Raw genomic sequence first — 20924 nt, 5'->3', positions numbered from 1 at the left:
CATGATCGAGCATGACGACTCCAGCGACATCGACCCGACGACCGCCCCCGGCCAGAAGGCATGGGGGTGGGGTCTGCGAAGTGTCCATTCCTCCGGACAAGTCCTGGACACCTGGTATCCCGAGCCGATGACCGGTGAGCCGGAGCCCGACGCGCGTCCCCCCAAGTCGCTGCGAGCACACCGGATTCACAGCGTGACCCGTCGTATCAACACCGAGATCGTGCGCACCGTCATCGATCTGGACGAAGCGCCCGTCACCACCGAGGACGCCTACCTGCGTCTGCATCTGCTCAGCCACCGACTGCGCAAGCCGCGCAGTATCAACATGGACGGTATCTTCGCGGTGCTGCCGAACGTGGTCTGGACCACCCTGGGCCCCTGCCACGCCGACAGCTTCGAGCAGATCCGCGCCGACCTGTCAGGTCACCGCGGCGGTCTGACCGTGCTGTCGGTGGACAAGTTCCCGCGGATGCTCGACTACGTGATCCCCAGCGGCGTGCGGGTCGCCGACGGCGCCAGGGTGCGGCTGGGCGCTCACCTGGCAGCAGGCACCACCGTGATGCACGAAGGCTTCGTCAACTTCAACGCAGGCACTTTGGGCGCGTCCATGGTTGAGGGACGTATCAGCCAGGGCGTGGTCGTCGACGATGGCTCCGATATCGGAGGCGGCGCGTCGATCATGGGCACCCTGTCGGGTGGCGGTCAAGAGATGATCAGCATCGGCAAGGGCTGCCTGTTGGGCGCCGAATCCGGCCTGGGTATCTCGCTGGGCGACAACTGCGTGATCGAGGCGGGCCTCTATGTGACCGCCGGCACCAAGGTGCTGCTGCCCTCCGGCGAGGTCGCCAAGGCGCGTGAGCTGAGCGGCGCCAGCAATCTGCTCTTCTTGCGCGATTCGCAGACCGGCGCGGTGGTCGTGAAGCCCAGGGCCGGGCAGCGCGTCGAACTGAATGCCGCATTGCACGCCAACTGACGATGGCACACGGTTCCCGACCAGCCCCACCTGATGCCCGCCAGCCCGGCAGCGCTGCAATCGGCTTCGTGATCATCGCGGTTCTCGCCGTGCTGATCGCCTCGATCGTGACCTTCATCGCCCGTCAATCGTCGGAGGGACCGGTGACCCCCGTGGGACCTGCGCAAGGCTGTCAGGTAACCGTCGAGGATCTGTCGAGCTACCTGACCTGGGAGCAGTCGGTCAACGCCTCGATCATCGTCGGGGAGTCGATCAGGCGCGGCTTGCCGCCCCGCGCGGCGACCATCGCTCTGGTCACCGCCTACCAGGAATCCGATCTGCGCAATCTCGACTACGGCGACGCAGACTCGGTTGGGCTCTTCCAGCAGCGCCCCTCGCAGGGCTGGGGCAGCGTCGAGCAGATCATGGATCCGTGGTATTCGGCCGGGAAGTTCTACGAGGCGCTGGTGAAGGTCGACGGCTGGGAGACCGGAGTGATCAACGACGTCGCCCAGGCGGTACAACGGTCGGCGCATCCCGAGAAGTACGCCCAGCACGAGTCAAAGGGCCGGGCCTGGGCCAGCGCATTGACGGGCTATTCCCCGGCCGCCATCAGCTGCGTCGACCGGGCCGAGAATCCGTCCGATTCCGCTTTCCTCACCGACTTCTTTGCGATCGTGTGGCCCGACGCCGTCACGGTGACGACATCGGACACCGGTGGTCTGCTGATAGCCACCGACTCCGACACCACCTCATGGGCGGCCGCCCAGCTCGCCCTGGTCCGCGGGCAGAATGCGGGGTTGGTCACCGTGCAGGCGCTCGAGCAAAGCTGGACCGTTTCGGGCAATGAACACGCCTCATGGCAGCCCGCTGCTCCGGCGGCTGCCCCGGTGGTCGTCACCCTGCGCTGAGAGCCACCGTGTCAGATGATCCCTCAAGCGGTCAAGCGCTCCGCCGCAGTCTGGACACGCTCGTCGGTTGCGGTCAACGCGACCCGCACATGCTCGGCGTCGCCGTAGAAGTCACCGGGAGCAGCGAGAATGCCGCGCTCAGCCAGCCAGTCGACGGTCTCTCGGCAGCCTTCGCCGCGGGTCACCCACAGATAGAGCGAGCCTTCTGAGTGATCGATCCGGAATCCGGCCTTGCCGAATGCCTCTTTCAGCACGTCGCGGCGCCGCAGATAGCGTTCCCGCTGTGCCTCGACATGGTTCTGGTCGCCCAGTGCGGCCACCATCGCGGCCTGAACCGGGTCGGGCACCATCATGCCGGAATGCTTGCGAACCTCCAGCAGCTCGGCGATCAGGCCGGCATCGCCGGCCAGGTAGCCGGCGCGATAGCCCGCCATGTTCGATCGCTTGGACAAGGAGTTGACGACCAGCAGATTGTCGTGTGATCCGGCACAGACGTCCGGACGCAGCACCGAGACCGGATCGGCCTCCCATCCGAACTCGCCGTAGCATTCGTCGCTGGCCAGCGCCGCGCCCTGATCGCGCGCGGCCAGGATCCAGCGACGCATTAGGTCGTCGGTCGCCAAGGCACCGGTCGGATTTCCCGGGTAGTTGATCCAGATCAGGGACGCGCGGCCGTCGATCTCGTCCGGGTCATCGCAGAATTGCACACGGCAGCCGGCGATTCGCGCTCCGACCTCGTAGGTCGGATACGCGGTCGTCGGAAGGACGACCAGATCGTCCGGGCCGAGACCCAACTGAGAAGGCAACCATCCGACGATCTCCTTGGTGCCGATGACCGGCAGCACATTGCGATCGTCGAGCCCCTCGGCCTGCCAGCGCTTCGCCAGGTAGTCGATGATCGCGGCCCGCAGCGCCGGCGTACCCCAGGTCGCGGGGTAGCCGTGCGCATTGGCCGCACCGGCGAGCGCCGATCGGACGATTTCGGGTGTCGGGTCAACGGGAGTGCCGACAGAAAGATCGACAAGCCCCCCTGCATGAGCGGTAGCCGTCGCCTTGGCAGCGGCCAAGGTATCCCATGGGAAGGCCGGCAGTTTCGCGGAGATTCGCGTCCAGCGACTGACCACCGATGCCCGCCTCAGGCCTGGGGCGGCAGCGCGGCAACCCGCGACTCGTCGTGCTCGTAGACGCCGACTCGGGTGGCGCCGCCGGGCGAGCCGATGTCATCGAAGAAGCGGGTGTTGATGTCGAGCCATTCCTGCTGGTCGTCGGGCAGGTCATCTTCGTAGTAGATGGCTTCGGTGGGACAGACCGGCTCGCAAGCTCCGCAGTCAACGCACTCATCGGGGTGGATGTACAAAGAACGAGGTCCTTCGTAGATGCATTGGACAGGACATTCGTCGACGCAGGCGCGATCCTTGACGTCAACGCACGGCAGAGCAATGACATACGTCATTCACAATCTCCTGTCAGCCAGGTCCCCAACGGACACCACTTCGGATACCCCGCAGATTGTATACCCGTAAACTACGTGCGCCCGAGGGCTCATCACGAAGCGTCGCCTTAGGCTCAGCCGTCACTGGCGGCCGGTTGCGCAGGTTCGGGCTGCTTGCATTGGATGCGGTCGGTCGGCGAATACCGCCAGAAGTGATCCTCGACGGTTGTCTGCCCGTTCACGACCAGGATCCGTTGAAAGTTCACATCGAACCCCTGTGACGGGCTCTGCGCGATGCAACTGGGGCTGGTGCTGATCTGGTCTCGTCCATAGCTGAAGTTGGACAGCTGCGGCTCTGACGCGGTGACTGAATCGAAGTATTTCGTCGACCAAACCCTGACGGTGAGCGAACCGCGTCCCGATGCCGAGGAGGGGGTGATGAATGCCTCCATCAGCACCCCGTGGGGAGTGTCGTTGCGGAACTTCAGATCGAGGACGCCCTCGTAGACTGTTGCCTCGCGTCCCGGCGGGTATTGGCTGAAGTACTCGGTGTGCGGATGATGCTCAATGTCGGTCATGCCGGCGAAGAAGGCCGCGTTATACGTAGTGGTTGCCGATTGGGAGACTCCCCCGCCGACCGCATATTCGATGTGGTCTCCCACCAGCACCCCGCCGGGCAGATAACCGGTGGATGCATTGCGCGGGCCGGTCGCCTGGGAAAGGCTGAATGTCTCACCCGGCTTGACCAGTTCATTGTTGATGCCCGCGGCGGCGAGCCCCAGATTCGTGTTGTGGTATGAGTCGTGGGGATAGTAGGTGGTGAACTCCCCCACCACCTCTTTGATGCCGAGCGCCTCGGCGTCCGCGGTGCTGAACCGGGCCGGCACATCGACGATGCCCAGGTCGATGCCGCGCGGGGCCGGCTGGCCGATCACCGGCGAAAGGGCCGCCGCGAATTCGTCCTGACCGATTCCCCTCCCGTCGGTCGACGGCACCACCACCGGACGACCGCCATGCATCTCGACGGTGGCGTCGTTGCCCTGGATGACGGCAAGTCGATCGCGAACCTCCACCGCGTTGTCATAGAGCTGCGGGTAGTCGATCGCGAGTTGCAGCGTGCCATCGGAGGTGGTGAAGCTGGTGGCTTCGGCGATGCGCTCGGCGGCGAGTTCGGCCTGGGCGTCCGGCGTGCGAACGGTGACCGGCTGCAGCGCGAGTTCGGCTTGTTTGAGCACAGGCTCGGCTTCGGCGTCTGTGATCTGAGGTTCGGTGGTGGTCAGATCTGCCGCGATGCTGGCCGGCTGGTCACGATCGTCGATCGGACGCCTTGCCGCCTGCTGGTAGCCCTCGGCGATGGCGGAGACGGTCTTGTCGACATTGAGACTGGTGCCGAGCAGCATCGGCTCGTACCCGACGGTGATGCCCTCCAGGGCCAGCTTTGCGTCAACCGGCTCCCGCCCGAAGTCCGCCGCCAGCTGCTCGATGAGGGTCGTCGCAGTGGCCTCGTTGATTGTTACCACGGGCGCGGTGGGGCCACCGCCGGTCACCACACGGATCAGCACTCGCGGATTCCAGCTGGACCCGGCCCCGGCCTGATGCACCGTCGCTTCGTAGTCGACCCCCAGCCCGGCATCGTCCGGCGAGATGGACGCGGACTGCCCGGGCTGTCCGGTCAGCGTGAACGCGGCGGTGTCGGCCGGAGAAAGCTCGCTACTCAACGTGGCTGTCGCCTGGGCGATATCCAGCCCGCCGATGGCTACGCCGTTGACCGTGGCATTGCGCGGTACCGAATCATCGGCCATGAAGTGAGCGGCCACGTAGGCGACGCCGAGCAGCACGAGCAGCCCGCCGGCGATCCACCAGACGAGAACCGGAGGGCTTCGATGCGGTCGTTCGACTCGGGTGGCGCCTGCTGCGATCTGCGTCAAGGGGGCTCCTCACGGCGGCGGAGCGGCCACCGGAATCGATAGTTGAAACCTCAGCCAAGGATATCCCAGGGCATAGCCACCCGCCCGAGCCAGTGCGGGGTCGGATCGTTAGGCTTAGCCCATGTCACGCATCGAATCCGACTCCATGGGCACAATTGAGGTGCCATCTGACCGGTACTGGGGCGCACAGACCCAGCGCAGCCTGCAGAACTTCGACATCGGACGCCCGACCTTCGTCTGGGGACGCCCGATGATCAAGGCTCTCGGTGTGCTCAAGAAGTCTGCCGCTCAGGCCAATGCTGACCTTGGCGAGTTGCCCGCCGACATCGCCGACCTGATCGTCCAGGCCGCAGACGAGGTCATCGACGGCAAGCTCGATGAGGACTTCCCGCTGGTGGTCTTCCAGACCGGCTCGGGCACTCAGTCGAACATGAACTCCAACGAGGTCATCAGCAACCGCGCGATCGAGATCGCCGGCGGCGAGATGGGCACCAAGAAGCCCGTCCACCCGAATGACCATGTGAACCGTGGTCAGAGCTCGAATGACACCTTCCCGACCGCGATGCACATCGCGGTGGTCACCGAGATCAACGAGAAGCTGTACGGCGATGTCACGAAGCTGCGCGATACCTTGGCCGCGAAGGCCGACGACTTCGCCGACGTGGTGATGGTCGGGCGCACCCACCTGCAAGACGCCACTCCGGTGACCCTCGGCCAGGTGATCAGCGGCTGGGTCGCCCAGCTCGACTTCGCGCTGGACGGCATTCGCTATTCAGATTCCCGGGCTCGCGAGCTGGCGATCGGCGGCACCGCCGTGGGCACAGGCCTGAACGCGCACCCCGATTTCGGCAAGCTGACGGCCACGAAGATCAGCGAGCAGACCGGCATCGAGTTCGTCCAGGCCGACAATCTGTTCGCCTCGCTGTCCGCCCATGACGCGCTGGTGCAGGTGTCGGGCTCGCTGCGTGTGCTGGCCGATGCGCTGATGAAGATCGCCAACGATGTGCGCTGGTATGCGTCCGGCCCCCGCAACGGCATCGGCGAGCTCACGATTCCCGAGAACGAGCCGGGCAGTTCGATCATGCCGGGCAAGGTGAACCCGACTCAGTCCGAGGCCATGACCATGGTGGCCACCAAGGTCTTCGGCAATGACGCGACCGTCGGTTTCGCCGGTAGCCAGGGCAACTTCCAGCTCAACGTCTTCAAGCCTGTGATGGCCTGGTGCTGCCTCGAATCGATCCAGCTGATCGGCGACGCCTGCGTGTCGTTCAACAATCACTGTGCTGTTGGTATTGAGCCGAACATGCCCCGTATTCAGGCGAACCTCGATTCGAACCTGATGCAGGTGACCGCGCTCAACCGCCATATCGGCTACGACAAAGCCGCGAAGATCGCCAAGAATGCCCACAAGAAGGGCCTGACTCTCAAGGAGTCGGCTCTCGAGTCGGGAGACCTGACCGAAGCCGAGTTCGACGCGTGGGTGGTGCCGGTAGACATGACTCATCCGAGTGCGGCCGAGTGATCTGCTGATCTGAAGCGCTCACGCTGAGCACGATGGGCCGCCTGCCAACCGGTGGGCGGCCCATTTGCGTGTTGTGTCCGTCTCACCCCGTCTCCCACCTCCCGTTTCCCTCCGCCCCCGGATCGTGTAGAAACCGAGCCCACTGCGGGCCCGAGATCTACACAGTCAGCGATGAGAGCTGTCTGCCGCTTCCTGGCGGTCTCAGATAGTGTCGGCCAGATGAGCGATGTTGTGGTGCGTCCTGCGCGGGATGCCGATGTGGACGCGGTGGGCGAGCTACTGGGCCGGGCGTTCGCGGACGATCCATACACCCGACTGCTGTTCGGTGCTGCTCCCGATGCTGCGGCCCGGGCGTCCGATTTGTTCGGCTACGAGATGCGGACGCAGTACCTGCCGTTCGGCGCGGTCGATGTGGCCGAGATCGACGGAGATCTGGCCGGGGTTGCGCTGTGGACGCGTCCGGACCATCCCTCGGGTGTGCTGCACGAGTTGCGGACGTTGCCCGCCTACTGGCGACGGCTCAGACGGCGGATGCCGCGGGCGATACTCAGCGGAATGCAGGCATCGAAGCGCCATCCGCGCTTTCCGCATTGGTATCTGTATCTGCTGGGCGTGGCGCCGGGTTTTCAGGGACGCGGCGTTGGCAGCTCATTGCTCGACTTTCGGGAGGCACAATTCGGGCCCGATGATGCAGCCTACCTGGAGTCGACCACGCCCGGCAGCGCGCGCCTGTATGCGCGGCATGGCTTCGTCCCGCTGGGTGAGGTGCCGCTGGAGCGGGGCAAGACCATGCTCGGAATGTGGCGTCCGGCGCAACGCGGGCCTCTGCCAAAGCCTTGAGCCTGCCTGCAGAAAAGAGGTATCAAAAGGCGTCCATCGTTGGGGATGGGCGCCGGTGCCCGGTCAGGGACGATAGATTCTTGCGCAGGCGCCACCCCGGCCGCCCCTACGTGAGGAGACAGCCGTGAACTCTGACAAGGTGTTCATGTTCGTCGCGATCATGGTCTATTTCGCGGCCATGCTTGCGATCGGCTTTTGGGCAAACCGCAAGACCAATGATCTGAGCGACTACATGCTGGGCGGACGCAATCTGCCGCCCACCGTCGCAGCGCTCAGCGCCGGCGCATCCGATATGTCGGGCTGGCTGATGATGGGTCTGCCCGGCGCCCTGTATGTGACCGGGCTGGCCGACTCCTGGATCGCCATCGGCCTGTTGGTCGGTGCGTGGCTGAACTGGAAGTTCGTGGCACCCAGGCTCCGGACCTACACCGAAGTCGCGCAGAACTCGATCACGATCCCCTCGTTCCTGGAGAACCGGCTCAAGGATGGGTCTCGCATGCTGCGGGTGGTGGCCGGGGCGCTGATCTTGGTCTTCTTCACCTTCTACGTGTCGAGTGGCATGGTCGCCGGCGGGGTGTTCTTCGAGAACTCGTTCGGCTCGAGCTACCACATCGGCATGCTGCTGGTGGCAAGCGTCACAGTCATCTACACGCTGTTCGGCGGATTCCTTGGCGCCTCCTACACCGACATGATGCAGGGCCTGCTGATGATGGTGGCGCTGGTGCTCGTCCCCGTTCTAGGCCTGGTCGCGGTCGGCGGGCCGGGCGCGATGGTCGATGTCGTCACGACGGTGAACCCACATGCGTTCTCGCTGTTCTCGGGGACGACCGCCGTCGTGATCATCTCCGGTCTGGCATGGGGGCTCGGCTATTTCGGCCAGCCGCACATCATCACCCGCTTCATGGCGCTGCGCTCGGCCGCGGACGCCACCGCCGGACGCCGGATCGGCATCGGCTGGATGCTCGTGTCGCTCGTCGGCGCAGTGTTCACCGGGTTGACCGGCTTGGCGTATTTCACACAGCATCCTGAATTGACCCTGGACAATCCCGAAGCCATCTTCTTGGCGATGGCACAGCTGATGTTCCATCCGCTCATCGCGGGCTTCGTGCTGGCCGCCGTGCTGGCAGCGATCATGTCGACCGTATCGTCGCAGCTGATCGTCTCGTCATCCGCGCTCGTGGAGGATCTCACGAAGATCGTGTTGAAGCGCGAGCTGAGCCCGCGCGTGCAGGTGTGGCTGGGACGCGGAGGTGTCTTCCTGGTGGCAGTCATCGCGATGTCACTCGCCTGGACGCAGAACAACACGATCCTCGGGTTGGTGGCGTTCGCGTGGGCCGGATTCGGAGCCAGCTTCGGCCCGATCGTGCTGCTGTCGCTGTTCTGGAAGCGGCTTACTGCACCGGGCGCAATGACCGGCATGATCTGCGCCGCAGTCACAGTTTTCTGCTGGCAGTACACCCCGTGGAGCGCGCTGTATGAGTTGGTGCCCGGATTCATCGTGAACGTCATCGTGACGGTCGCAGTCTCCCTGATCACCAAGAAGCCCGATGTGGACGCGGAGTTCGATCAGGCTGTCGAGATGGCCAGCGTCAAGGCCTTCTGAGGTACTCCACATAGGATGAAACCGTGGAGACGCGCCCGTTCATCAACACCACCGAGCGGCTGGCCGAGGTGGTGGCCGAAGCGCGTCACGAGAATGGTTGGACTCAGGCCGAGCTTGCCCGCAGGGCAGGGGTGGGGCGGCAGTTCATCTCCGACCTGGAGGGCAATCATCCGAGGGCCGAAATAGGCAAAGTGCTCGCTGTCCTCCAGACCTTGGGGTTATCTCCCCGGGCGGTCCCTGTTCGTCCCGATTACGAGTTCGACGCGGACGGTCAGCTGAAAGAACAGTTCCGTGGCTGACACGCTTGAGGTATTCAAGGATGGTTCTCATATCGGCCGATTCACCCGCTCAGACGACCAGATCATCCGATTTGTCTATGATGATGACGCTCCCCCGACCCCTATCTCGCTGTCACTTCCCCGTGACGGGCAAGCCACCAGCCGGGCTGCCGCCAACCTCTTGAACAATCTGCTGCCGGACAACGAAGATGTGCGCGGTGCATGGTCACGGAGGCTGGGCGTTCCGAATCGTCCGTTCGACCTCTTATCGAGGATGGGGGAAGACGTGGCAGGCGCCCTCGTCCTGCTGCCGGAAGGTCACAGTCTGAGCGATCGTCCAAGCGTGGCGCAGCCGGCATCTATCGACGAGATCGCAGACAGAATCGCCAGCATCACCCGAAACCCATCCGCGTGGCTCGCCCCCGAACTCATCGGCACAAGCCGAATGTCTCTGGCCGGGGCCCAGGGAAAGTTCACCCTGGCACAGGTGGGCGAATCTTGGTTCTGGTCTAGTGCAACGCTGCCTTCGACCCACATTTTCAAACCGGCGCTAAGCCGACTTGAGCAGGTACCCGAGATCGAGGCCGGCTCGCTCGAATTGGCGCGCCGGGCCGGAATACCTGCGCCGCGGGCGGAAGCCACCGAATTCTTGGGCCAGCGCACCTATGTGACCGAACGGTTCGACCGGCAGATCGCAAATGGCAGAATCAGGCGGGTCCACACCGAGGATTTCGCTCAAGCCCAGGGTCGCCCGCCGAGCCAAAAGTACGGCATATCAGCCCGCCAGATGTTGGACATCACGCGCAGGCACGCCGGCGAAGACGAGATGTACGCCTTCATCCGGATGCTGTCGTTCAACACCGCGCTGGGCAATACCGATGCGCACGCCAAGAACTATTCGATCTTTCTGGACGATGGGGTTCGGCTCACACCGTTGTACGACTCCAACCCAACGATGATCTGGCCGCAGCTTTCTGAGGACCGGCTGGCCATGCCCATCAGCGGGGCACTACGTCCCCAGCAAATTCAGCCCGGCCACTGGGCCAAACTCGCCAGAGTCAGCGGTCTCGATCCTATTCGTGTGGTGGGCATTGCTCAGGACACGGCGACAGTCGTCTTGGAGCGATTTGAGGACGCTTTCACCATGCATGGCGTGTCATCGGGGTTGATCAGCGACGTCGCGCAACTGTTCACGGCCACAACCAAGGACATGGTCCGTGCGTAGGGTCAGGTAACACCAAGCGTTGGCTCCGGCCCCATTGGCGCAGTCTGCCGCATTGGCGCAGTCTGCCGCATGGAGATGGGAGCCCTGCGCGCCGCTGATGGCAGGTTTCACCGATCTGGTTACTATCGCGTGAGCACCGCCTCCAATGCCTTGCGGTTTGGGGAGCGGGATCGGCCCCATCCAACGAAGACCACGGAAGTGCTCATGAAGACTGCACAAGCGAGCAAGACCAAAGGGATGTCAACCTTCGACCTGAAGGTGCTCGGCATCGTATTGATGGTGGTCGATCACGTTCACCAGATGTTCGTCCCGTTCGGTGCGCCGGGTTGGCTCGATTGGTTCGGACGACCGGTGGCGACGCTCTTCTTCTTCGTCAGCGTTGTCGGGTACTCGTATACGCATTCGAAGAAGACGTACATGTGGCGGCTGTACGGCTTCATGGTCGGCATGACCTTGCTGACCTTCGCGGTGCAACGGATAGTCGGCTACGACGAGGTTCAGCTGATCAACAACATCTTCCGCGACCTGTTCATCGGGACGCTGTTCATGTACGGCATCGACTGCTGCCGCGAGGGCCACCGCGATCATGACTTCAAGCGGACGCTGCTCGGTGTGCTCTTCCTGGCGATTCCGTTCGTGACCACCGTCATCGTGATCTTGGTGCTGAACGTGACTCAGCAGCCCACCTTGGTGCTGGTACTGGATGCCCTGACGCCGGCGATCTTGCTGGCCGAGAACAACCTGATGGTGCTGCTGATTCCGCTGCTCTACCTGTTCAACGACAATCGCAAGATTCAGTGCCTGTGCATCGCCCTGGTGGCGGCAGCGTACGCGGTGCTCGGGATGACGCAGTGGATCATGGTCTTCGCGATCATCCCGATCTGGTTCTTCAACGGACGCAAGGGCCGCGGCATGAAGTACTTCTTCTACATCTTCTACCCGGCCCACATCGTGGTGCTGTATCTGATCTCAGCGTTCGTTTGGATGACTTGAGCACTCTGCCAGCGAATCACCCTCATCGAACCGGCACCTTCTCACCTCGGAAGCGCACGAGGCGCCAAAATTGTCGGCGGGCAATGCCAGCATGATGTACATGCCTCACGATGATGTTCTCCAGCTGCTATGGGCCAAGTCGGACGCGTGCGGTAGCCCGCATTCCCTGATCGGCCATCTCTTGGACACAGCGGCTGTTGCCGAGATCATCTGGGACGAGTTCATGGCGCCCATCACCAAGCAGTTGCTGGATGATGCCTGCGATGGACGAGGTCGCCAGGTATTTGTCCTGATCTGCGCATTGCACGACATCGGCAAGGCCACGCCCGAGTTCCAGCGAAAATGCCCTCAGCTTGCCGCACCTCTGGCAGATTCGTTGCCGATCAGACTCCGTGCATCAGACCCTGACAAGAAATGGCATCACACCCGGTCCGGAGCTTGGTTGCTCATGAATCTGCTCAATACTGAGTCACCGGAGCTGGCGGCTTCCCGGGCGCCTTGGGCTGAGTCGATTATTCTCGGGCACCACGGGAAGATCATTGATCTGCCCCACAGCCGACCCTCCAGGCAACAACGAGCCGAACAGGAGTGGGAGCCCACCCAAAAGGCTCTGGTTGATCTAATTGTTCGCGAGACCGGTATTCCTCTATCGGTACTCATTACACAGACTCCTCCCTCCCCGTCTCTCCAGTTGCAGCTATGCGGCTATGTCGTGATGGCCGACTGGATCGCCAGCTCGTCCGAGTTTCCGGGAATCGGATTGCGCAGTGAAGATGCGGAGGAAGCACGACAGCGTGCCCGGCAAGCGTGGCAGCATCTCGGGTTCACCTCCGGGTGGCAACCATCCGAACTCGCCTCTGATCTGGCAGCATTCCGGGACCAATTCGGCTTCGATCCCCGACCGCTTCAACAGCTTGCGGCCGAGGCGGCGCTGGATATGCCGAAGCCGGGTCTGATCATCATCGAAGCGCCCATGGGCGAGGGAAAGACCGAGGCCGGTGAGTTCGCCTCCGAGATCCTGGCCCGGAGGTTCGGCTGCGACGGGTTTGTCTTCGCCATGCCCACTCAGGGCACCACCGACACCATGTATGAGCGGGTAGCCGAGTGGAACAAGCGGTTACGACCGGATATGCCAGTGGCTCTTCTGCATGGCAAGGCGATGCTGAACGAGCATTGGTTGAAGGTCTTACACCAGGACGCTGCCGAACTATCGGACATATACGACGATGACGATGTTTATGGGCCATCATCCCAGCAGACCACTCGACAACCCTGTGTACCGGCCGCTTGGTTACTCGGACGCCACCGGCAGTTGCTGTCTCCGCTGATCGTGGGCACTGTCGACCAGGTACTGCGTGCGGCGGTGCGCTCCAAGTATGTGATGTTGCGGCACGCAGGGCTTGCCGGAAAAGTCCTCATCATCGACGAGGTGCACAGCTACGACGTCTATATGTCGGTCTTCCTTCATGAACTGCTCAGGTGGTGTGCCGGAGCAGGTATCCCCGTCATCCTTATGTCTGCGACCCTGCCCCCAGATCTGCGCGACGGGCTTATTGCTGCGTACACCCCCGGCCATGCCGCGATCGAACCCTCCGATCGTTACCCCATTATTACGTCGGTGTCCCCCGATGGCACGGTTTCCCAGCGCTCGTGTCTGCCGTTCCGACAGGATTCCGCAATTTCCGTGGAGGTTCTGTCCGCTGATGATCCGGGCGATCTGACGCCACTGGTAGATAACATCGATCAGGAATCATCGCAGGGTGGCTGCCTACTTGTCATTGTCAACACGGTGCGCCGGGCACAGCAGGTGTACCAGCAGCTTCAGGAGAGAGGAATTCCGACCCGGATCCTGCACGGACGCCTGGCTACCGGGGCACGAGCCGACAGGACCGCCGACCTTGTGGACCTACTCGGAAAAGACAGGCATCGCGGTTCCGGGCGCCCGGAGCGGCTGGTCGTCGTCGCTACGCAGATTGCCGAACAGTCCTTCGATGTCGACGCTGATCTACTCTTCACCGACCTGGCACCTGCTGACCTGCTGCTTCAGCGCATTGGCCGGCTGCATCGCCATGATCGCCCGGAAGAAGACAGGCCGCTAAGTATGCGCACTCCTCGCGCGATTATCACCGGGCTGAACTTTACGAGTTCAAATGAGCCTTCATGGCCGAAGCCCTTCGAATACATCTATGCCCGTTGGACACTGCTGGCCGCGGCCTATCAACTCAGCGCTGAAAATACGGCTTGGACTATACCGAGCAGTATCCCACGAATCGTCGCGGAGGCTTACGGCTCTGCCTGGGAGGACACGTCCGGCTGGCCATCTGTCGTTGCTGCGCGAGCCGACCTGCGATCCGACGAATCCAGGCGTACCGGGAAAGCCGGCACCTTCAGGCTGGGAGACAATCTCATCCCAGGCCGGCGGACGCTTGAAGGCATTCACTTCCAGAGCGCTGCCGAGACCGACAAACATCCGGTGGTACGCGATGGGGAACCAACTAGGGAGGTATGCCTGGTAGTGCGTGACAAGGACGGCTACCTTTCGTTGGATGGTCACCCGCTGGGACCGAACGGCGAACGCTGCTGCGACCCGAACCTGGCCCGCCGCGTCCTCGGGGATTGCGTCCGGGTGAGAGAGTCCGAGAATCTTGGAGACGTTCAGCCCTTGCCCGCCTGGGCCAACATTCCGCTTCTGGCCTGGCAAGATGCACTCGTTCTGGATACCCACAAGCGGGCCTGGACGAAGGAGTCAACCATCCATTACGACGATCAGTTGGGTTTGGTCATCAATCGTCTTGATCGATGACCAAACCCACCCCCGCTTTCGCGGGGACTGCTGCATCCCGATCCAAAACCTCGGGTGACCTCCGCGCGTCGGGGACGCACCCAGCATAAGGACTGATTCAAGGTTGACTCGACGAATCCGGGATCTTTCACCCATCCATAACCTATTAGCTGCTAGGATCGAAGTTATGAAGACCTCCTCCTACAACCTCATCGACCGGACGTTCATCCGGGTCGTCACCAAGGACGGTCCTGCAATCGTCACCCTGCGGGACGCACTGGCTCAAGCAGATTCGATCATTGGCGTCGATTCGAGTAGCCCCCTAGAAACGGTTGCGCTGTACCGGTTCCTGCTTGCCGTGATTCTCGATATCGCCGGACTCCCGCCCACCATCGACGAGTGGCGGGCTCGGTTTGAGACCGGGCACTTTGACCACGACCGCATCGACAGCTACTTCGACCGCTATCACGACCGGTTCGACTTGTTCGGAGAGCATCCCTTTTACCAAGTGGCCGGACTGGAACCATCATCAGGAATCTGGAAGTCTGTAGCACTGCTCCGCCCTGAAGTGGCAAGCGGAAACAACGTTCCTCTGTTCTCATCCGAGACCGACGCCACTTTGCCGCCATTCACATTCGCCGAGGCGGCTGTGCACCTGGTGTCATGTATGTGCTGGGACCCGGCCGCAATAAAAACCGGTGCCGTAGGCGATCCGGCAGCCAAGGCTGGCAAGACTACTGGAAATCCCACCGGGCCGCTAGGACAGCTAGGCGTCACGCTGCCCATGGGCCGATCCCTATTCGAGACATTGATGCTCAGTGTCCCGATCGGGCCGAGTTCAGACGAGGACATTCCCGCGTGGCGAAGGGATTGGGGCCCGCAGTGGTCGCAGCACCAGCCCAAGGGCATCAAGGAACTCTTGACCTGGCAATCGCGGCGCATTCGTCTTCAATCCGACGGCAACACCATTGTCGCAGTCACCGTCAGTGCTGGAGATCGGCTTGAGTTCACTCCACCAGACCTCGAACCGCATTGCATCTGGCGGCAAGTGAAGCCCGGACCGAAAACCACGGTCTCCGTGTCACAGCGGCCCGTTCGCCATCAACCGGGCAGATCTGCCTGGCGAGGGATGAACGCTCTCTTGTCGATGGAAGAGCACGACGGCAACAGTGATGAGTTTTCTACTTCCTTGGCCCTGCGCCAAATCGGCTGGGTGCATGGGTTGCTCGGCGACACCTATCCCCTGGATGTGCTGTGCGTGGGGGTTCTCTACGGCAACCAGTCCGCCGTTGTCGAAGATGTAATCGCCGATTCCATACCCGTACCTGTCAGGGCGCTCAGCGATGCCGATGGAACTCCGCTCCGCAGAGATCTGGTTGAACTTGCCGAGCGCGCAGAAGCTGTTCGCAAGGCTCTCAACGACCTGGACGCGAATATTCGTCGCGCCGAGGGAGGGGATGCGGTTCCCTGGGGCGCCGGGAACCACCCCGGGGACAATTACATGAGCCAACTCGATACTCCGACACTGCGGGTTCTCCACGTTCTCCAGAAAGAGCCCGACCTCTACGAAGAAGGAATGGCCGCTTGGCAGCGGGTGGTCTGGGATTCCGCTGGTCAGCTCGCGGAACAACTGCTCGACAGCGCTGCCCCATCTGCTGTTGCGGGCCGTCAGGTCAAGGGACGCAATCAACCGCTCCGTCTGTCGGATGCCCAAGCCATATTCTGGGGCGCTCTCAACAAAGCCCTGCCTGATCGCACCAATCGCCCTAAGGAAGAACAATGAACTACTACTGGGAGACCCATGCTGACAACGAAGGCAAATGGCAGCCTCCACCGGGAGCAGACCTCTCCGCTATGAGAACTGGCCTGGGTCGTGAGCCCGGGGACGTTCCAGCCATGTGGCGGATGTATCGCGAACTGACCAAGGACGGCCGTCTCACCCCTGCCCTTCGCGCTGAACACGCCGCACTCGGGCTCTACGGCCTTCACCAACAAGGCCAGCGCTACTGCGTCCACAAGCAGGATGTCAGCGTGGCTTCGGCACTGAAATTGCTTCGATCCTCCGACCGGTTCAGCACAGATGCGGTGGATGCACGCTTCACCCGGGCCGTTACCTCAACCGATCTCGATGCACTCACTTTCCACCTGCGCGGGCTCGTGAGCCAGCTCAAATCCATCGAGCGTCCAGCCCCATTCGACTACACCATGTTGCTCGCCGATCTCAGAAACTGGCAGTCTCCCGACCGTCAATCTCGAATCCGCCGCAGCTGGGCGTCCAAATACTTCCCACTCGCCACTGCATCAAAGGAGAAATGACATGACCACTCACAACTACTTCGTCGATATCCACGTTCTGCAGGATCTTCCGCCGTCCAATATCAACCGCGACGACAATGGGACCCCGAAACAATGCATCTACGGCGGCGTCCAGCGGTTGCGCGCCTCCTCCCAGTCATGGAAGCGTGCAGCACGCCTCGCTTTTGACAAACTCGGAATGATTCCCCGCGAAGATCTGGGTGTGAGGACGCGGCGAGTCATTGACCTGTTCTCGGGTGAATTCAAGAAGCGCGGTGTTGATGATCAAGCAGCACCGCAACTCGCGAAGGCAGTCCTCGCTCCCTTGAAGATCACTGAAGGCAAGAAGGCTGATCAAGGTGCCTACTTGCTGTTCTTCTCGCGTCCTCAGGTCCAAGAGCTTGTTGATCAGGTGATGGCACTTCGCGACCAGTGGGAAGGGCAAACCGGAGACGGAAAGCGACTGGCAGAGATTCTTGGCTCTATCGATGTGCCTGGAATCGTCGGGCGCGGACATTCCCTTGATGTCGCCTTGTTCGGGCGCATGGTCGCTGACCTGCCGGAGATCAATGTAGACGCCGCTGCCCAGGTCGCGCACGCGGTATCGACCCACGCTGCTCAAAACCAGTTCGACTACTTCACTGCTGTCGACGATTTTCAGACCGATTCAGGTAGCGAAACCGGATCAGGGATGATCGGCACGATCGAATTCAACTCGGCGACCATGTATCGTTTCGCCACTGTCTCCACGCGGCAACTGAGCGATAACCTCAACGATGCTTCTGCTGTTCCGCAAGGTGTGGTGGACTTCATCAAAGCTTTTGTGCTGTCGATGCCCGGTGGACATCAAACGTCGTTCGCGGCTCATACGCGACCCTCCGTTGTAATGATCTCCCTTCGGAGCGATCAACCCGTGAACTATGTCTCCGCATTTGAAAAGCCGGTATGGTCATCCCGACGAGGTATGGTCGAAGCGTCCGAGATTCAGCTGGCAGAGTTTATCACGAACGAGACGGAACGCTGGGGAGACCGCCCGCTATTGGTCGCATCCAGCTATGTTCAGGTGCAAGACGAGCCCAGCACCAAGACCCTAACCAATGTGTTCGGCCCCAGTTTGACCTTCACCGAACTCCTCGACTCAATCAAACATAAGCTGAGCGAAAGCAACGCTGATGAATGACGAATGCATTGCGCTCAGGCTCGCGGGACCGTTACAGTCGTGGGGGGATGCCAGTCAATTCAATCAGCGACGGACCTCCTCCACGCCGACTAAATCCGGGGTTGTGGGACTGCTCGCAGCGGCGTTGGGGCGTCGCCGACCTGACCCTATCGAAGATCTTGTGGCACTTCGGATGGGCGTCCGGTCGGATCAGCCGGGCAGTCTCCTGCGGGATTACCACACGGTCTCTGATCGTCCGGAAACACCGCTGCTATCAGCAAATGTTGATGCAAAGGGCCGTCAAAAGCGAACAAGCCCCAAGAAGTTCACCCAGCCGACGCACCGGTACTACCTGGAGGACGCCGTTTTCGTCGCGGTCCTTCAGGGTGATCCGGGCTTCCTTGAGAGTCTGGCCACTGCACTACGTCATCCAATTTTCCCGTTAGCTTTGGGCCGACGCTCCTGTGTCCCCACTCAGCCTCTGGTACTCGGTATTGCTGGGGAAGACCTATGGCAGGGACAATTGCCCGATATTATCGGTCGCGTTCCTTGGCAATCCGCCTCGCACGCGCGCTCTAGGGTGAAGTCAGCGACAGTCCGACTGGCAGCGAGCTGGGACGATCCCGAGGGAGGGACCATCAAATCGGATGTACCTGTGAGCTTCGACCCCCGATATCGGGGAATGCGCACGAGAAAAGTGCATTCGGGCTGGGTGGACCTTCCAACGGGGCTTGTGCCCGAACCCGGAAATGACTCACCGAAATCAGGGCATGACCCCTTCGAACTACTGGGTTGGTGACCAACAATGACTTACTTGTCGAGTATTCCGATCAATCCGTTGCGTCGAGCAGGTCAACGACTGGTTTCCAACAGGCAACGCATGCATGCCGCGCTCCTGGGCGGCCTCGCCGTCCAACCAGTTGAAGAGACGATACTCTGGCGACTGGAGCAAGCCGATCACAGCAGCCGGGTGCTGGTGCTGACGCAGAGCCGTCCCAACTGGGACCACATCCTCGAACAGGCAGGCTGGCCCGGCGCTGATGGAGGTGATCCAAAAGTTGCGGACTATGCACCGGCCTTAGCAATGGTCATCCAAGGTAGGCGGTTCTCATTTCGCACAACGCTCAACACCGTCACCAGCTCTCACAGTCCGGTGGCCCCGACTCCCACCCAGCAAGCACAGCTGTCGTCCTCGCCCCGCAGAGCAGTACACCTTGGAGAGCGCTCCGCGCCCCAACAGCTGACGTGGTTCCTGAAACGGGCGGCCGACGATCACGATCAATGGGGCTTTACTGTCGGTAGCAGCGAATTCCCCACCGTAGGGATTGTTGAACGATCCCATGAGCGGTTCACCCGCCGTCGCGGAGAGCCACCTGTAACGCTGGATTTGGCCACCTTCGAAGGAGAACTGGAAGTCACCGACCCCGAGCTAATGATCCGCACTCTCACCGCTGGCATCGGGAAAGCCAAAGCATATGGATGTGGCCTAGTGACGCTGGCTCCAGCAGGAGGACGAAGTGTGGTGGCTGGCTGAAACACAGTCTCTGCACCAGGTCTCCGACCGTCTCAGCTCGGTCTATGTGGAACGGTGTCACATAGACCGAGCCGAGAATGCAGTGATCTTCGTCAACAAGGAACGCACTGTGCGGCTGCCTGCGGCGTTCATCGCTACACTCCTCCTTGGACCGGGGACACGTGTCACGCACGCGGCCATAAGGCTGCTGGCGGACTCCGGAACCGCGGTGTGCTGGATCGGCGAGCAAGGCGTGCGGTTCTATGCTCACGGTCTGGGTCCCAGCCGTGGATCACAGGTAATCGAGCGGCAGGCCTACCTGGTTTCCCGTCCGCAACTACGTGTAGCAGTGGCGAGGAATATGTATGGGATGCGTTTCCCCGACGAGGACATTTCAAGCGCAACCATGCAGCAACTGCTCGGTAGGGAGGGAGCGCGGGTCAAGCGAATCTACCGGGAGAACTCCGAGCGGACGGGCGTCCCCTGGGACAAGAGGTCCTATGTTGCTGGTGACGCATTCGGCGCAGGGGACGATGTCAACCGATTGCTCTCTGCCGCAAACTCATGCCTCTACGGAGTTTGCCACGCGGCAATCGTAGGGATCGGGGCAAGCCCGGCGCTGGGATTTGTCCACACCGGCCACGCCCTGTCGTTCGTTCTCGACGTCGCCGACCTATACAAGGCCGAGTACTCAATACCACTCGCCTTCGATCTGGCCGCCAAAGATCAGACCGACGAATCCGACATGCGCTGGGCCCTGCGAGACCGTTTTCGCGAGACGAAGTTCATGAAGCAGATAGTCAAGGATCTTATGAACCTGCTGATGGACAACGCCATTGAGCCGGAGACCGAGGACCATCGCCAACTTTGGAGAAGCAGCTCGGATGTCGTCCGTAGTGGTCGAAATTGGGGACTTGACGATGCGGATGTCGACGAGATCATCAGTGGCGGCTACCTGACAATCTCCGGGCCAGAGTTACCTGATCAGGTGCCGTGGTGACCGTCATTGTCATCGTCGCAGGTCCCGAAGGACTGCGGGGCCACCTCACAAGGTGGATGGTCGAAGTGCAAGCTGGGGTCTTCGTCGGCAACCCAGGCCGACGCATTCGGGACCACCTATGGCAGATTCTGGCCGAACGAATTGGTTCTGGACAGGTCGTTATGATTGAGCCAGCGCAAACCGAGCAAGGGTGGGCCGTGAGAACAGCAGGGACTGATCGTTGGGCACCCGTAGACTTCGACGGGGTAACTCTGGTTGCCCGTCGGCGTCTACAAAAGCACTAGTCAAGTAGTGTCGTCCCCGCGCGAGCGGGGGTCATCCGGCAACCATCGACACCCTGCCGCCCGAGATGCAGTCGTCCCCGCGCGAGCGGGGGTCATCCGGATCGTGCTCGCTCGGGGTTTGGGTGAAGCCCGTCGTCCCCGCGCGAGCGGGGGTCATCCGTACATCTCCACCACCGACGTGCCGGCGGGCTTGTCGTCCCCGCGAGA

General features: G+C 61.9%; 19 protein-coding genes and 1 CRISPR repeat array. Of the genes, 16 read left to right on the top strand and 3 right to left on the bottom strand.

Annotated features, from left to right (window positions below):
• Position 1: 1 nt before the first annotated feature.
• Complete coding sequence (dapD, locus tag AAFP05_RS00275; RefSeq protein WP_341727846.1) at positions 2-973, top strand: 2,3,4,5-tetrahydropyridine-2,6-dicarboxylate N-succinyltransferase; 972 nt, start codon at positions 2-4, stop codon at positions 971-973.
• 68 nt (positions 974-1041) lie between these two features.
• Positions 1042-1863 (top strand): hypothetical protein, encoded by an 822-nt coding sequence (locus tag AAFP05_RS00270; RefSeq protein ID WP_341727845.1) that lies wholly within the window; start codon positions 1042-1044, stop codon positions 1861-1863.
• 23 nt (positions 1864-1886) lie between these two features.
• Here the strand turns inward: AAFP05_RS00270 and dapC are convergent, their stop codons facing one another.
• The 3 genes from dapC to AAFP05_RS00255 all read right to left on the bottom strand — a co-directional run bounded on the left by dapC (position 1887) and on the right by AAFP05_RS00255 (position 5223).
• On the bottom strand, positions 1887-2987 hold the full coding sequence (gene dapC, locus AAFP05_RS00265; RefSeq protein ID WP_341727844.1) for a succinyldiaminopimelate transaminase: 1101 nt from the start codon (positions 2985-2987) through the stop codon (positions 1887-1889).
• 11 nt (positions 2988-2998) lie between these two features.
• On the bottom strand, positions 2999-3316 hold the full coding sequence (gene fdxA / locus AAFP05_RS00260; protein ID WP_341727843.1) for a ferredoxin: 318 nt from the start codon (positions 3314-3316) through the stop codon (positions 2999-3001).
• 113 nt (positions 3317-3429) lie between these two features.
• A complete protein-coding gene (locus AAFP05_RS00255) occupies positions 3430-5223 on the bottom strand; it encodes a VanW family protein (protein WP_341727842.1) in 1794 nt (597 codons plus the stop codon).
• Between the two features lie 121 nt (positions 5224-5344).
• Here AAFP05_RS00255 and fumC point away from each other — a divergent pair, with 121 nt between their 5' ends.
• The 14 genes from fumC to cas2e all read left to right on the top strand — a co-directional run bounded on the left by fumC (position 5345) and on the right by cas2e (position 20717).
• Positions 5345-6745, top strand: coding sequence for a class II fumarate hydratase (fumC, locus tag AAFP05_RS00250; RefSeq protein WP_341727841.1), 1401 nt, complete (start codon positions 5345-5347; stop codon positions 6743-6745).
• A 219-nt stretch (positions 6746-6964) separates the two neighbouring features.
• Entirely contained in the window at positions 6965-7585 is a 621-nt protein-coding gene (locus AAFP05_RS00245; RefSeq protein ID WP_341727840.1) for a GNAT family N-acetyltransferase, read from the top strand.
• A gap of 124 nt (positions 7586-7709) precedes the next feature.
• Positions 7710-9188, top strand: a complete 1479-nt coding sequence (putP, locus tag AAFP05_RS00240) for a sodium/proline symporter PutP (RefSeq protein ID WP_341727839.1) — start codon at positions 7710-7712, stop codon at positions 9186-9188.
• Between the two features lie 23 nt (positions 9189-9211).
• Positions 9212-9487, top strand: a complete 276-nt coding sequence (locus AAFP05_RS00235) for a helix-turn-helix domain-containing protein (RefSeq protein WP_341727838.1) — start codon at positions 9212-9214, stop codon at positions 9485-9487.
• Entirely contained in the window at positions 9480-10691 is a 1212-nt protein-coding gene (locus tag AAFP05_RS00230) for a HipA domain-containing protein (protein WP_341727837.1), read from the top strand. Before AAFP05_RS00235 ends, AAFP05_RS00230 begins: the two co-directional genes overlap by 8 nt.
• Before the next feature lie 204 nt (positions 10692-10895).
• Positions 10896-11684: a TraX family protein gene (locus AAFP05_RS00225; protein ID WP_341727836.1), complete on the top strand. Its 789-nt coding sequence runs from the start codon at positions 10896-10898 to the stop codon at positions 11682-11684.
• Between the two features lie 100 nt (positions 11685-11784).
• Positions 11785-14487 carry a CRISPR-associated helicase Cas3' gene (cas3, locus tag AAFP05_RS00220; protein WP_341727835.1) on the top strand — a complete coding sequence of 901 codons (2703 nt, stop codon included), beginning with the start codon at positions 11785-11787 and terminating at the stop codon, positions 14485-14487.
• A 166-nt stretch (positions 14488-14653) separates the two neighbouring features.
• Positions 14654-16249: a type I-E CRISPR-associated protein Cse1/CasA gene (gene casA, locus AAFP05_RS00215; RefSeq protein ID WP_341727834.1), complete on the top strand. Its 1596-nt coding sequence runs from the start codon at positions 14654-14656 to the stop codon at positions 16247-16249.
• Positions 16246-16782, top strand: coding sequence for a type I-E CRISPR-associated protein Cse2/CasB (gene casB / locus AAFP05_RS00210; RefSeq protein WP_341727833.1), 537 nt, complete (start codon positions 16246-16248; stop codon positions 16780-16782). The genes casA and casB overlap by 4 nt, the downstream gene beginning before the upstream one ends.
• Position 16783: 1 nt before the next feature.
• Complete coding sequence (gene cas7e / locus AAFP05_RS00205) at positions 16784-17941, top strand: type I-E CRISPR-associated protein Cas7/Cse4/CasC (RefSeq protein ID WP_341727832.1); 1158 nt, start codon at positions 16784-16786, stop codon at positions 17939-17941.
• Positions 17934-18719, top strand: coding sequence for a type I-E CRISPR-associated protein Cas5/CasD (gene cas5e / locus AAFP05_RS00200; RefSeq protein ID WP_341727831.1), 786 nt, complete (start codon positions 17934-17936; stop codon positions 18717-18719). Before cas7e ends, cas5e begins: the two co-directional genes overlap by 8 nt.
• A gap of 6 nt (positions 18720-18725) precedes the next feature.
• The gene (gene cas6e, locus AAFP05_RS00195) at positions 18726-19454 is read left to right on the top strand and encodes a type I-E CRISPR-associated protein Cas6/Cse3/CasE (RefSeq protein WP_341727830.1); all 729 of its coding nucleotides are present in this window, start codon (positions 18726-18728) and stop codon (positions 19452-19454) included.
• Complete coding sequence (gene cas1e / locus AAFP05_RS00190) at positions 19438-20433, top strand: type I-E CRISPR-associated endonuclease Cas1e (RefSeq protein WP_341727829.1); 996 nt, start codon at positions 19438-19440, stop codon at positions 20431-20433. The genes cas6e and cas1e overlap by 17 nt, the downstream gene beginning before the upstream one ends.
• Positions 20427-20717 (top strand): type I-E CRISPR-associated endoribonuclease Cas2e, encoded by a 291-nt coding sequence (cas2e, locus tag AAFP05_RS00185; protein WP_341727828.1) that lies wholly within the window; start codon positions 20427-20429, stop codon positions 20715-20717. Before cas1e ends, cas2e begins: the two co-directional genes overlap by 7 nt.
• A 9-nt stretch (positions 20718-20726) precedes the next feature.
• Positions 20727-20877: a CRISPR direct-repeat array (repeat unit 29 nt; unit sequence GTCGTCCCCGCGCGAGCGGGGGTCATCCG).
• Between the last annotated feature and the right edge of the window lie 47 nt (positions 20878-20924).

Source organism: Brooklawnia sp. (genome assembly GCF_032229645.1).
In the GTDB taxonomy this organism is placed as follows: Bacteria; Actinomycetota; Actinomycetes; order Propionibacteriales; family Propionibacteriaceae; genus Brooklawnia.
Note: the sequence above shows the minus strand (reverse complement) of the source record. Positions and strands in the feature narration are given on the sequence as shown.